General features: G+C 73.4%; 12 protein-coding genes, 3 tRNA genes and 1 pseudogene. 13 read left to right on the top strand and 3 right to left on the bottom strand.

Annotated elements, in window-relative coordinates:
• Positions 1-40: 40 nt before the first annotated feature.
• The 5 genes from F8279_RS10510 to F8279_RS10530 all read left to right on the top strand — a co-directional run bounded on the left by F8279_RS10510 (position 41) and on the right by F8279_RS10530 (position 3,652).
• On the top strand, positions 41-901 hold the full coding sequence (locus tag F8279_RS10510; protein ID WP_091419395.1) for a S1C family serine protease: 861 nt from the start codon (positions 41-43) through the stop codon (positions 899-901).
• A 152-nt stretch (positions 902-1,053) separates the two neighbouring features.
• Positions 1,054-1,350, top strand: coding sequence for a hypothetical protein (locus tag F8279_RS10515; protein WP_091419397.1), 297 nt, complete (start codon positions 1,054-1,056; stop codon positions 1,348-1,350).
• Positions 1,351-1,359: 9 nt separating this feature from the next.
• The gene (gene arfB / locus F8279_RS10520) at positions 1,360-1,785 is read left to right on the top strand and encodes an alternative ribosome rescue aminoacyl-tRNA hydrolase ArfB (protein ID WP_091419400.1); all 426 of its coding nucleotides are present in this window, start codon (positions 1,360-1,362) and stop codon (positions 1,783-1,785) included.
• A 49-nt stretch (positions 1,786-1,834) separates the two neighbouring features.
• Positions 1,835-2,407, top strand: coding sequence for a GNAT family N-acetyltransferase (locus tag F8279_RS10525; RefSeq protein WP_091419402.1), 573 nt, complete (start codon positions 1,835-1,837; stop codon positions 2,405-2,407).
• 87 nt (positions 2,408-2,494) lie between these two features.
• The gene (locus tag F8279_RS10530; protein WP_091419406.1) at positions 2,495-3,652 is read left to right on the top strand and encodes a cellulose binding domain-containing protein; all 1,158 of its coding nucleotides are present in this window, start codon (positions 2,495-2,497) and stop codon (positions 3,650-3,652) included.
• A gap of 24 nt (positions 3,653-3,676) precedes the next feature.
• Here the strand turns inward: F8279_RS10530 and F8279_RS10535 are convergent, their stop codons facing one another.
• Positions 3,677-4,561, bottom strand: a complete 885-nt coding sequence (locus F8279_RS10535; RefSeq protein ID WP_091419409.1) for a 3-methyladenine DNA glycosylase — start codon at positions 4,559-4,561, stop codon at positions 3,677-3,679.
• A 34-nt stretch (positions 4,562-4,595) separates the two neighbouring features.
• Complete coding sequence (locus F8279_RS10540; RefSeq protein ID WP_091419412.1) at positions 4,596-6,080, bottom strand: hypothetical protein; 1,485 nt, start codon at positions 6,078-6,080, stop codon at positions 4,596-4,598.
• Between the two features lie 215 nt (positions 6,081-6,295).
• Here F8279_RS10540 and F8279_RS10545 point away from each other — a divergent pair, with 215 nt between their 5' ends.
• From F8279_RS10545 to F8279_RS10560, 4 genes are all read left to right on the top strand, one after another.
• Positions 6,296-7,099 (top strand): fumarylacetoacetate hydrolase family protein, encoded by an 804-nt coding sequence (locus tag F8279_RS10545; protein WP_013284528.1) that lies wholly within the window; start codon positions 6,296-6,298, stop codon positions 7,097-7,099.
• A gap of 107 nt (positions 7,100-7,206) precedes the next feature.
• Positions 7,207-7,278: transfer RNA gene (locus F8279_RS10550), tRNA-Gln, on the top strand.
• A gap of 76 nt (positions 7,279-7,354) precedes the next feature.
• Positions 7,355-7,427 (top strand) — tRNA-Glu (locus F8279_RS10555).
• Between the two features lie 151 nt (positions 7,428-7,578).
• Positions 7,579-7,651 (top strand) — tRNA-Glu (locus F8279_RS10560).
• A gap of 149 nt (positions 7,652-7,800) precedes the next feature.
• On the opposite strand, the gene F8279_RS10565 is transcribed toward F8279_RS10560, so the two are convergent.
• Positions 7,801-8,487, bottom strand: coding sequence for an IclR family transcriptional regulator (locus F8279_RS10565; protein WP_013284529.1), 687 nt, complete (start codon positions 8,485-8,487; stop codon positions 7,801-7,803).
• Between the two features lie 49 nt (positions 8,488-8,536).
• On the opposite strand from F8279_RS10565, the gene leuC reads away from it, so the two are divergent.
• The 4 genes and pseudogenes from leuC to F8279_RS10585 all read left to right on the top strand — a co-directional run.
• The gene (gene leuC / locus F8279_RS10570; RefSeq protein ID WP_091419414.1) at positions 8,537-9,979 is read left to right on the top strand and encodes a 3-isopropylmalate dehydratase large subunit; all 1,443 of its coding nucleotides are present in this window, start codon (positions 8,537-8,539) and stop codon (positions 9,977-9,979) included.
• A 15-nt stretch (positions 9,980-9,994) separates the two neighbouring features.
• Positions 9,995-10,582 carry a 3-isopropylmalate dehydratase small subunit gene (leuD, locus tag F8279_RS10575; protein WP_091419416.1) on the top strand — a complete coding sequence of 196 codons (588 nt, stop codon included), beginning with the start codon at positions 9,995-9,997 and terminating at the stop codon, positions 10,580-10,582.
• A 159-nt stretch (positions 10,583-10,741) separates the two neighbouring features.
• Complete coding sequence (locus tag F8279_RS10580) at positions 10,742-11,347, top strand: HU family DNA-binding protein (protein WP_091419419.1); 606 nt, start codon at positions 10,742-10,744, stop codon at positions 11,345-11,347.
• A gap of 133 nt (positions 11,348-11,480) precedes the next feature.
• Positions 11,481-12,539 (top strand): annotated as a pseudogene (locus F8279_RS10585) (endonuclease); the annotation flags it as partial.

The following is a 12,539-nucleotide window of genomic DNA, read 5'->3' on the forward strand; positions in this document are numbered from 1 at the left end:
ACCACGACCGCACGACCGCACGACACGTGAGGAGCCAGGCATGGCAGTGCAGACCGGACTCGGCGAGCCGCGCGGACCGTGGTTCGTCTCGCCGGAGCTGGACCCGGACGGGCGCGGCTACCGGGACGTACCCGGGGGTGGGCCGGAGGCCGGGCGGCGCAGCCTGCGGCACCGGCTGCTGAGCGTGGCGGCGGTGGTGGCGCTGTCCACCGTCTCCGGCGCGGCGGCCGGCACCTGGGCGGCCGACCGGGGCGCGCCGGGACCGACAGCGGCGTCCGCCGCGCCGGTGCCGGCCGAGCTGGTCACCGCCGCAGGCAAGACGGTGCCCGGGGTGGTCTCGGTGATGGTCGGGGGCCGCTCCGGCGCGTCCGCGTCAGGCTCCGGGTTCGCCATTGACAACGAGCAGCACATCGTCACCAACGACCACATCCTGGCCCGGGGCGGTTCCGGCGCGGTCACTGTGGAGACCTCGGACGGACGGCGTTTCCCGGCCGAGGTGGTGGGCCGGGAACCGGCCAGCGACCTGGCGGTTCTGAAGGTGCCCGTGTCGGCCGGGTTGCCGCCGTTGCCGCTGGCCAAGGCGAACTCGACGAGGGTGGGGGAGCCGGTGCTCGCGGTCGGGTCGCCGCTCGGGCTCGCCGGGACGGTCACCGCGGGCATCGTCAGCGCGCTCAACCGGCAGGTACGGATCGGCAACGGCCGGCACACGGCGGTGCAGACCGACGCCTCCATCAACCCGGGCAACTCCGGCGGGCCGCTGGTGAACGCGCGCGGCGAGGTGGTCGGCGTGAACACCGCGATCGCCACCATCGACGGCAACGGCTCCATCGGCATCGGCTTCGCCATCCCGATCGACCAGGTCCAGCAGACCGCCGACACCATCATCGGCCGGGGCGGCTGAGCCGCCGGCGCGGCCACCCGCGCGGGGTTGCTTCGGCGCCCCGCGCGGCGCTGACCTGCACAGGCGTCGCAAGATCGGTGCGAAGTGTCGGATATCCGGCGTGGGATCATTGGGGCATAGAAATATTACGCTGAGTATGGATACTGGCGGAGGTGGAGCAAGCTGTCATTGCGGCCCTCCTCGTGGTGGGCCTGATCATCGGCGCCGGTGTCGGCGCCTCCTACGCGCGGGCGAAACGCGGCTGGACGGACTACCAGACGATCCGGACCAGCGTCCCCGGCGCGCGGCGCAACGCCTGGCTCGCGATCCGGGGCGTGGTCCTCAAGCTCGCGGTGATCGCCCTGCTGCTCGTCGGTGCGGCCGCGTACGCGGCGTCCGGCGGCGGCGAGGAACGGGCCGGTCCCACGCCGAGCGCCACCCCCACCCCGAGTCACCGCGCCGGGCGCTAGCCTCGGGGAGTGGACGACGGACTGCGGGTCACCGATCGGCTCGTGGTTCCCGCCGCCGAGCTGCGGGAGCGGTTCTCCCGCTCGTCCGGCCCGGGCGGGCAGGGAGTGAACACCACCGACTCCCGGGTGGAGCTGAGCTTCGACCTGGGCGGCTCGCCGAGCGTGCCGGAGACGCTGCGGGAACGGGCGCTGGCCCGGCTCGCCGGCCGCCTGGTCGACGGCGTGCTGACCGTGACCGCCAGTGAGCACCGCGCGCAACTGGCCAACCGGGAGGCCGCCCGGGCACGGATGGCCGCGCTGCTGCGCGAGGCGGTCGCGCCGCCGCCGAAGCCACGTCGCCCGACCCGCCCGTCGCGCGGCGCCAAGGAACGCCGCCTGGCCGAGAAGAAGCGCCAGTCCCAGCGCAAACGCGACCGCCGGGTGGACGGCGACTGACCGAAAATATGTTGAGCCGCCACGCGCGCCGCCCGGAGAATTTCGCCACGTGATCGACTTCTCCGTCAAGCCCACGCTCACCGGCGAGCGCGTGGTGCTGCGCCCGTTCCACGACGACGACCTGCCGGCGCTCGCCACGATCCTGGCCGACCCGGAGGCGGTCCGGCTGACCGGCAGCCCGGCCGGCGAGACGTTCGAGCCGTCCCGGCTGCGCGCCTGGTACGGCACCCGCAACAGGCAGGACGACCGGCTCGACCTCGCGGTGGTGGACCGGGCCGGTGGCGCCTGCGTCGGCGAGGTGGTCCTCAACGAGTGGGACCGGGCCAACGCGAGCTGTAACTTCCGCACGCTCATCGGCCCCGGCGGCCGCGACCGCGGCCTCGGCACCGAGGCGGTCCGGCTCATCGTCGGGTACGGCTTCGAGCAGCTCGGCCTGCACCGCATCGGGCTGGAGGTGTTCGCGTTCAACCCCCGTGCCCGGCGCGCCTACGAGAAGGTGGGCTTCGTCGCCGAGGGGACGCTGCGCCAGGTGCTGCGCGACGGCGACGACTGGGTGGACGCCACCGTCATGTCGATCCTCGCCCCGGAGTGGAACCGCCATCGGGGGCACCCGGAGGGTTGAGCCGGAGGCGTCGAAGCGCTTCAATGCGTACGGGAGCTTCAGGGCCGTCACCGACCACCACGTCACCGTGACAGGAGTCCCTTCCGCATGTCCCGAAACCCCCTGCGCGCCGCGCTGACCGCGCTCGCCGCGCTGCTGCCGGCCCTCGCCCTCGGCCTCGCCCTCACCGCCACCACACCCCCGGCCGCCGCGGCGGCCACCCCGGTCCGCGTCATGCCGCTCGGCGACTCCATCACCGGGTCGCCGGGCTGCTGGCGGGCAGTGCTCTGGAACCGCCTCCAGTCCACCGGCCACACCGACGTCGACTTCGTCGGTACGCTCGGGCCGCAGGGCTGCGGTGTGCCGTACGACGGCGACAACGAAGGGCACGGCGGCTACCTCGCGACGAACGTGGCGAACCAGAACCTGCTGCCGGGCTGGCTGGCCGCCACCCGGCCGGACGTCGTGCTCATGCACTTCGGCACCAACGACGTGTGGAGCAACATCGCGCCCGCCACGATCCTGGCCGCCTACTCGAAGCTGGTGGACCAGATGCGGGCCGCCAACCCGGCCATGACCGTGCTGGTCGCGAAGATCATCCCGATGAACCCGGCGAGCTGCCCCGAGTGCGGCCAGCGGACGGTGGCGCTCAACTCGCTCGTCGACGGCTGGGCGGCCGGGAAGACGACAGCCGCGTCGCCGATCGTGGTGGTCGACCAGTGGACCGGGTTCAGCACCGCCACCGACACGTACGACGGCGTGCACCCGAACGCCGCCGGCGACCAGAAGATGTCCGACAGGTGGTACCCGGCGCTGGTCGCCGCGCTGGACCGGACCACGCCCGGCCCGACCGCGTCCCCGACCGGCAGCCCCACACCGTCGCCGACCGTCAGCCCGACGCCCACGACCAGCCCGTCACCGACGACCAGCCCGTCACCCACCGCCAGCCCGACGCCCACGGCCGGCGGCTGCACCGCCACCTGGCGCCTCGCCGGTCAGTGGCCCGGCGGCTTCCAGGGGGAGGTGACGGTCCGCAACGGCGGCGCCGCGTCGATCGCCGGCTGGACCGTGCGCTTCCCGCTCACCGCCGGCCAGCGGATCAGCCAGGCGTGGAGCGCGGACGTGACGCAGAGCGGAACCACGGTGACCGCCCGGAACGCGAGCTGGAACGGCGCCCTGGCCCCGGCCGCCCAGACCACGTTCGGGTTCCTGGCCGACGGTGCCGTCCCGAACCCGGCGCCGGCGCTGACCTGCGCCGCGAACTGATCCCCGCGCCGGCCGGCCCCGCGCTCAGCGTCGGCCGGCCGGCGCGGCCCGGTCCAGCGCGGCCAGCAGCCGGGTACGCAACCCGGCGGCCCGCTCGGCGAACCCGCGCTGGGCGGCGGCGTACTCGGCCCGGCCCTCCGGCGTCTCCACCCGCACCGGCGGGTAACCCAGGTCGGCCAGGTCGTACGGGCTGGCCCGCATGTCCAGCTCCCGGATCTCCCGGGCCAGCGCGAAGCAGTCCGCCACCAGCTCCGACGGCACCAGCGGCGACAGCTTGTACGCCCACTTGTAGAGATCCATGTTGGCGTGCAGGCAGCCCGGCTGCTCCAGCGCGTGCTGACCCTCCCGGGTCGGCTGGAGCACGTTGAGCGGCCGGGCCGGCGCGGTGAAGAACCGGAACGCGTCGAAGTGGCTGCACCGCACGCCGCGCTCCTCGACCACCTCCGCCGTCGCCGCCGGGCTCAGCCGTAACGGCCAGGCGTTGTGCCGTACCTGCTCCTGGGTCTGCCGGTAGACCATCGCCCACTCGTGCATGCCGAAACAGCCGAACTGCGCCGGGCGCCCGGCGGTCGCCGCGAGCAGCGTACGGATCCAGGCGATCGACTCGGCGCGCCGCGCGCGTACCCGATCGGTGTCGAGCGTGAGCCCGGCGGCGCTCGCGGTGTAGTCCGGGCCGAAACCGGCCGGGTCGGCGTCGCGCAGCACCACGCCCGCACCCGGGTGCCAGCGGCGCAACTGCGCCGGGCGGTGCGAGTAGTAGGTGAACAGGAAGTCCTCCACCGGGTGCTTCACCCCGGAACGGCGGCGGGCCAGGTGCGGCGTCAGCCAGGCGTCCACCCGCGCCTCGTGGGCGTGCCGGCGCGCCCGCCAGTCGGCCAGGTCGAGCGCGGGGGCGAGGGCGGCGGTCACACACCCCAGGGTACGACCGCCGCCCGTGCCCGGATCACGCCACGTCCACCCGCACGCCCGCGGAGAAGACGCCGCTGCGCAGCTCCAACCGCTTCGGCGGCTCGTCGCCGCGCATGGTGAACACCAGGGGTAGCAGCACCCGCCGCCCGGCGGCCACCGGCTGGGAGAAGACGTCCCGGCCCAGGTTCGCCACGCGGGTCGCGTCCTCGTCGGCTGCCACCCAGTTGCCGCTCGGCAGGTACGCCCGCTGCAACTGCCCGTGCCAGGTCTGGTCCTCGTTGGTGAGGTTGCGCACCCCGACCGTGGCCAGGCAGGGGCGTCCGCCGCCCGGCGCCGCCGGCAGGACGCCGGCGCCGCAGCTCACCCGGTAGACGGTGAACTCGAACGCGGTCTCGCGCAGCGGCTGGCCCAGCGCGCCGGTGACGCTGCTGCCCACCCACGCGCCGCTCGTCGGCTGCTTGGTGGTGTCCATCGCGGCCACCCGCTGCGTGGCCGACCAGGCGGCCGCGCCGACCACACCGGCGAGCACCGCGGCCGCCACGCCGACCACGAGCCAGACCGGCGGCCGGCGACGGCGGCTCGCGGGCGACGGCACTGCCGTACGCGGATAGACGGTGCCGCGTTCGGGTGGTCCCTGGCCCGGTCCGGCTCCGCCCGGCATGCCTGCGCCGGGCACACCGCTTCCGGGGGTGCCGGTGTGCATGGCGCCGCCCACGGGCGTACCGGTGGGCGTCGCGCCGCCTCCGGGGGCGCCCGTCCCGCCGCGGGCCGTGCTGCCCGGCGCGGCGCTTCCCGCCGCGGTGCGTCGGCGGCGGCGCCACACCGCCCACCACAGCACACCTGCGGTGACCACCAGCAGCGCGGTGAACGCGGCAAGCAGCACCGGGGGCCGCCGCCAGGCCGGGGCGGCGGTGACCTGTGCCGCCGGGGCCGTCGCGGCGCCCACCCAGGTCGCCGTGGCGCAGTCGAAGGGACGGGTGCCGTCCGTGCCGTAGACGCAGGTGGGTGCGGTCACCGAGCGGCCCGGACCGGGGACCGACAGCGCGGTGTGCAGGGTTGTGGTGCTCTTCGCCGGCAGCCGCAGCCGCCAGGTCACCTCACCGGCGCTCATCCCGGCGGGTCGGCTGGCCCGGCCACCGCCGGTCACCGTGGTGGCCCGCGAGCCGTTCGGCAGCTCCTGCCGGACCATCGTGTCGACGGGCGCCGAGCCGGCGTTGCGGACCTCGATCCGGTAGCCCGGCGCCGGGGTGCCCGACGCGCCCACCGCCACGCTGACCGGGGGCATCGACGGCCGGACCGGGGCCGGGCCGGTGGTCGGCACCGCCGGGGGCACCGCCGGCACGCCGGTCGGGATCGGGGTGGCCGCGGCACCGGGGATGACCGCCGGTGGTGGGGCCGGACGGGCGGGGGCGGCGGCCGCGCCTGGCGTCGCCGGGGACAGCGCCGGTACGGCGGCGATGACGCCGAGGCAGTTCACGAACACTGCCAGGGCCCTGTGGTGTCGTCTCGATGCAGGCATACCAACGAACCTCCGGACCCGAAGCTATGGGCCGGGGGCCGCCGGGCGGGTACGAAGCCGCCATTCCCGCCCCGTCCGGCGCGATCGCGCGTACCCTGCTCGGCACTTGGCCGGTCCGGGGCCCGGCGGCGGTCGGCGAGGGCGTGGCGCGGCGGCCGGGCGTGCCGCCTGCCGGTGTCCGCCGGGCGGCACGCGGGCGGGGATAGATTGGCCGGGTGCGTATCGCTCGTTTTGCTCATGCCAAGGGAATGTCGTTCGGGGTCGTCGAGGGCGAGCCGGAGGCCGGGCCGCAGGGCCTGACCATCGCCGAGATCGAGGGCCACCCGTTCGGGCAGATCCAGTTCTCCGGTGCCCGTTGGGCGCTCTCCGACGTCCGGCTGCTGTCGCCGATCCTGCCCAGCAAGGTGGTCTGTGTCGGCCGTAACTACGCCGAGCACGCCGCCGAGCACGGCAGCGAGGTGCCCAAGGAGCCGCTGCTCTTCCTCAAGCCGTCCACCTCGGTGATCGGCCCGCGCGACGCCATCCGGCTGCCGATCTTCTCCAAGCAGGTCGAGCACGAGGCAGAACTCGCCGTGGTGATCGGCGCACCGGGCGCCCGCCGGGCCGACCGGGCCGCCGCCGAGCGGGCCATCTTCGGCTACACCTGCGCCAACGACGTCACCGCGCGGGACCTTCAGCGCTCCGACGGGCAGTGGACCCGCGCCAAGGGCTTCGACTCGTTCTGCCCGATCGGTCCCTGGATCACCACCGGTCTCGACGTCAGCGACCTGGAGATCCGGTGTGAGGTGGGCCGCAACCCGGAGGAGATGGAGGTACGCCAGCTCGGCCGGACCAAGGACATGGTGTTCGACGTTCCCGGCCTGGTGTCGTACATCTCGCACGTGATGACGTTGCTGCCCGGCGACGTGGTCCTGACCGGCACGCCGGCGGGGGTTAGCCCGCTCACCGAGGGGGATACGGTCACCGTGCGGATCCAGGGGATCGGGGAGCTGAGCAACCCGGTGGTCCCCGTCGCCTGATTCGCTCCGATGCCTCGTTTCCGCTGGTCAGGTGGGTTTCGAGGGGTTGGATTTGGCCTGTCGGCACCGGGAGGGTAAAGTTCATTCCCGGCGCCGCAAGGGGCCAATGGGGTATGGGGTAATTGGCAGCCCGACTGATTCTGGTTCAGTTAGTCTAGGTTCGAGTCCTGGTACCCCAGCGCAGCCGCGGGTTCGCGAGAACCCTCGGACGCTGGATTCCGGCAGCTCACGCTGACGGAGTGCAATGAAGGTTCTGGCCCCGTCGTCTAGCGGCCCAGGACGCCGCCCTCTCAAGGCGGTAGCGCCGGTTCGAATCCGGTCGGGGCTACAGCACCGACAGCCCGTCCCGTTTTCCGGGGCGGGCTTTCTGCTGTCCTGGCCACGTGCGCAGGGGGTGGCCCCCCTCGGTGCTGCCGGACGGGATGCCGCTAGACTACTGCCACACCGCCCGGCAGGGTGGTGAAGCACGAAAAGTGCCTGGCCCCGTCGTCTAGCGGCCCAGGACGCCGCCCTCTCAAGGCGGTAGCGCCGGTTCGAATCCGGTCGGGGCTACACCCAGGAACGGCCCGTCTCGCCAAGCGAGGCGGGCCGTTCCGCATCCCCCACCCTCACCCCCCTCACCCCGTTGATCATGAAGTTAGCGGTAGTTGGGGAGATCAAAAATGCCGCTAACTTCATGATCAACGCGATAGGAGGGTGGGTCAGAGGCCGGAGAGGCGCTGGCCGGCTCGGACCACGGCCATGGCGTGGCGTTCCCCGGGGCGGCGGCCGAGGCGCTCGATCGGGCCGGAGATGCTGATCGCGGCGATCACCCGCCCGGTGCGGTCGCGGATCGGCGCCGAGACGCTCGCCACACCCGCCTCCCGCTCCGCGACGCTCTGCGCCCATCCGCGCCGCCGCACCTCGGCCAGCGTGCGGCCGGTGAACTTGGAGCGGGGGAGCAGCGGCATGACCGCCTCCGGCGGCTCCCAGGCGAGCAGGATCTGCGCCGCCGAACCGGCGGTCATCGGCAGCACCGAGCCGACCGGGACGGTGTCCCGAAGGCCGCTGGCACGCTCGGCGGCGGCCACACAGATCCGCTCGTCGGCGCGGCGCAGGTAGAGCTGGGCGCTTTCGCCGGTGGCGTCCCGTAGCGCGGCGAGCAGCGGCTCGGCGGCGGTCAGGAGCACGTCCGGGGCCGCGTTGGCCAGCTCGCCCAGGCGTGGACCCGGGCGCCAGCGCCCCTGGGTGTCCCGGACGAGCATCCGGTGGATCTCCAGCGCCTGTGCCAGCCGGTGCGCAGTGGCCCGGGGCAGCTTGGTGCGTTCAACGAGTTCGGCCAGGCTGGCGCCGTCGACACAGGCGGCCAGGATGACCACCGCCTTGTCGAGAACGCCGACACCGCTCATACTGAGTCCCACAAGCCGAAATTTACCTCCCAGAATTTAGGATGTCCAGATGGTGGGAGTCACTCAACCGAGGACCCTGGCCGAGAAGGTCTGGGACGCACACGTGGTCCGCTCCGCCGACGGCGAGCCGGACCTGCTCTTCATCGACCTGCACCTGCTGCACGAGGTGACCAGCCCGCAGGCGTTCGACGGGCTGCGTCTGGCCGGGCGCGGGGTCCGCCGTACCGACCTGACGATTGCGACCGAGGACCACAACACCCCGACCGGGTACGACGACCCGGCCTTCCGCTCCCGGCGCGGCGACCTGCTCACGATCGCGGACCCCACCTCCCGCACCCAGATCGAGACGCTGCGCCGCAACTGCGCCGAGTTCGGCGTCCGCCTGCACCCGCTGGGCGACGAGAACCAGGGCATCGTGCACGTCATCGGCCCGCAGCTCGGCCTCACCCAGCCCGGCATGACGATCGTGTGCGGCGACTCGCACACCGCCACCCACGGCGCGTTCGGGGCGCTGGCGTTCGGCATCGGCACCAGTGAGGTCGAGCACGTGCTGGCCACGCAGACGCTGCCGCAGGCCCGCCCGAAGACCATGGCCGTGAACGTCGTCGGCGAGCTGGCGCCCGGCGTCACCGCCAAGGACCTGGTGCTCGCGCTGATCGCGCAGGTCGGCACCGGCGGCGGGCGCGGTCACATCGTCGAGTACCGGGGCGAGGCGATCCGCGACCTCTCGATGGAGGGGCGGATGACGATCGCCAACATGTCCATCGAGTGGGGCGCCAAGGCCGGCATGATCGCGCCGGACGAGACCACGTTCGCGTACCTGAAGGGGCGGCCCAACGCGCCCCAGGGCGACGACTGGGACGCGGCGCTGGAGTACTGGCGGACGCTGCCGACCGACGAGGGCGCGACCTTCGACACCGAGGTCACGCTGGACGCGAGCCGGATCACGCCGTTCGTGACCTGGGGCACCAACCCCGGGCAGGGCGTGCCGCTGGGCGCCACCGTGCCGGACCCGGAGGAGTTCGTCACCGAGCCGGAGCGGGTCGCGGCCCGTCGCGCGCTGGAGTACATGGACCTCACCCCGGGCACCCCGATGCGCGACCTCGCCGTGGACGTGGTCTTCGTCGGCTCCTGCACCAACGGCCGCCTGGAGGACCTGCGGGCCGCCGCCGAGGTGCTGCGCGGGCGGCGGGTCGCCGACGGCGTACGCATGCTCGTGGTGCCCGGCTCCGCCGCGGTCCGCGAGGCGGCCGAGATCGAGGGGCTGGACAAGGTGTTCTCCGACGCCGGCGCCGAGTGGCGCTTCGCCGGCTGCTCCATGTGTCTGGGCATGAACCCGGACACGCTGAAGCCGGGCGAGCGCTCCGCCTCGACCTCCAACCGCAACTTCGAGGGCCGCCAGGGCCGGGGCGGGCGTACCCACCTGGTGTCCCCGCCGGTCGCCGCCGCCACCGCCGTGGTCGGCCGGCTGGCCGCCCCCGCCGACCTGTAGAAGGGCAGCCGACAGATGGACAAGTTCACCACCCACACCGGCACGGCCGTGCCGCTGCGCCGATCCAACGTGGACACCGACCAGATCATCCCCGCCGTGTACCTCAAGCGGGTGACCCGGACCGGATTCGCAGATGGTCTGTTCAACGCGTGGCGGGAGGACCCGTCATTCGTCCTCAACGATCCCGTCCATTCGGGTGCGTCGATTCTGATCGCCGGCCCCGAGTTCGGCACCGGATCCTCCCGGGAGCACGCCGTCTGGGCGCTGCGGGACTGGGGCTTCCGGGCTGTCATCTCGCCTCGCTTCGGCGACATCTTCCGTGGCAACGCGCTCAAGGAAGGTCTCCTTCCGGTCGAGCTGGAATTGAAAGCCGTGGAAGAACTGTGGGATCTCGTGGAATCCGAGCCGACCACGCCGATCACTGTCGACCTCGCCTCCCGTCAGGTCCACGCCGGTGACGCCACCTGGGCGTTCCCGCTGGACGACCACAGCCGTTGGCGGCTGATGGAGGGCTTGGACGACATTGGACTCACCCTCCGGCACGAGCCTGAGATCAGCGCGTACGAGGCCGCCCGGCCGGCGTTCCTGCCCTCGATCGCCTGACTTCCAGCGCTATTCGCCCCCACCGGTGCACCCGGTGGGGGCGAATCCGTTGCGACACAAGGGCTTTTTTCCACCGAATGTTTGTGTCCAGGCAGCACAGGGCATACCGTGCGCGCAGAATGGCTCGCGTCGAGTCAGTTGCACAATCGGGAGGAAGTCGTGAACAAGGCCGAGCTCATCGAGGCGCTCGCCGTTCGCCTGGGGGACCGGAAGACGGCGACGGCCGCGCTCGACGCGGTTCTCGCTGAGGTCCAGGCGGCGGTCACCAAGGGCGAGAAGGTGGCGATCACCGGTTTCGGAGCGTTCGAGAAGCGCGTCCGGGGAGCCCGAACAGCGCGCAATCCGCGTACCGGCGAGGCGGTGAAGGTCAAGAAGACCTCCGTCCCGACGTTCCGGGCGGGCGCGGGCTTCAAGGAGATGGTGGCCAGCGGCAAGGTGCCGAAGGACACCGCCGCCGCGAAGAAGACCACCGGCGCCGCGAAGAAGACCACCGCGGCGAAGACCACCGGCGCCGCGAAGAAGACCACGGCGGCGAAGGCCACCAAGACCACCGCGACCAAGAAGGCCGCGCCGGCGAAGAAGGCCGCCGCGACCAAGACCACGGCGGCGAAGAAGACGACCGCGGCGAAGTCCACCGCGGCGAAGAAGACCACCACCGCCAAGAAGACGACCGCGGCGAAGTCCGCCACGGCCAAGAAGACCACGGCGGCGAAGAAGGCGCCCGCGAAGAAGGCGCCGGCCAAGAAGGCCGCCACCCGGCGCTGACCGGACGGCCCACGAAAGGGCGCCCACCGTTCGCGGTGGGCGCCCTTTCGCATGGGTACGCGTTGACCGCCCACCGCCGCGCCCCGCAGAATCGCCGTGCCGAAAACCCCGTCGGTCACGAGAAGAGGCGCCCGTGCGGCACCGTCACCTCTCCACCCTGGCGCTCGCGCTGGGTATCGCGATTCTGCTGGACGTGCTGCGGGTCTGGCTGCCGTCGATCATCACCCTGTTCGGCCAGGCCGCCGAGACGCCGGCCGAACTGCTCGGCGCGTTCGCGCTCGGCTGGTTCCTGCTCGCCCTCGCCGCGCCCACGCTCGTACGCCGCATCGGTGCCGGCCCGGTCGGACTCGTCGCCGCGGGTGTGCTGGCGGTGGCCCGGCTGGCGCTCACCGCGCAACCCGGCGGCCCGGCCCAGCTCTGGCTGGCCTGCGCCGGGCTGCTCGCCGGCCTGGTCTGGCTCGCCGCCGTCGCCGCTTCCGTGCCCCGGCCGGTCGCCGGGCTGGCGCTCGGCCTGGCCGGGAACGCGGTCGGGCACGCCCTGCTCGGCACCGAGGATCTGGTGTGGCGCGGCGGTGTGCTCGCCTGGAGCTTGAGTGCCCTGCTGGTGCCGGCGTTCCTGGCCGCCTCGGTGGCGGTACGGCGGGAGCGGACAGCCGCTCCGGTACGCGGCGACGCGGCGCGGACGGCCGTCCCGGCGGCGGATGTGGCGGACGGCGACGCCGGGCGGCGCATGCCGACCTCGGGCCGGAGAGCCTGGTTGCTGTGTGGGCCGGCGCTGCTGCTGGCCGGGCAGGTGGCGCTCGCCCCGGCGCTCTGGAGCGCCGCCGCCGGCACCGGATCGCCTGATTTCCCCGGCCTCGCCCGCCCCGGCAACGGTGCCCTTCCGGGTGCGCTCGCGGTGCTGCTGTTCCTCGCGGCGGCGTTGTTCCGGGCACCGGCGGGCGTGGCGCGGGTGCTGTGGCCGCTGGCGCTGCTCACCGGGTCGGTGCTGTTCGTGACCGGGCTGCTCGTCCCGGCGTACCTGCTCACCGCCGCCGGTCTCGGCGGCTGCCTGGCCCTCACCGACACGACCTACGACGGGCCCGCGGCTGCCGACGAGCGAGCCGCCGCCGAACCCCGGGCCGCCGCCACGGACGAGCGAGGTGCGGCCGTCGACCGGGCCGGCGACGACGCGGCCGGGCGCGGTGACGAC

The organism is Micromonospora sp. AMSO1212t (assembly GCF_008868145.1).
Lineage (GTDB): Bacteria > Actinomycetota > Actinomycetes > Mycobacteriales > Micromonosporaceae > Micromonospora > Micromonospora tulbaghiae.

Bases quoted from the DNA above. Each gene is read 5' to 3' on its own strand.
- F8279_RS10510 (WP_091419395.1), top strand. From the start codon at position 41: ATGGCAGTGCAGACCGGACTCGGCGAGCCGCGCGGACCGTGGTTCGTC.
- leuC (WP_091419414.1), top strand. From the start codon at position 8,537: ATGGTGGGAGTCACTCAACCGAGGACCCTGGCCGAGAAGGTCTGGGAC.
- F8279_RS10565 (WP_013284529.1), bottom strand. From the start codon at position 8,487: ATGAGCGGTGTCGGCGTTCTCGACAAGGCGGTGGTCATCCTGGCCGCC.
- F8279_RS10540 (WP_091419412.1), bottom strand. From the start codon at position 6,080: ATGCCTGCATCGAGACGACACCACAGGGCCCTGGCAGTGTTCGTGAAC.
- leuD (WP_091419416.1), top strand. From the start codon at position 9,995: ATGGACAAGTTCACCACCCACACCGGCACGGCCGTGCCGCTGCGCCGA.
- F8279_RS10530 (WP_091419406.1), top strand. From the start codon at position 2,495: ATGTCCCGAAACCCCCTGCGCGCCGCGCTGACCGCGCTCGCCGCGCTG.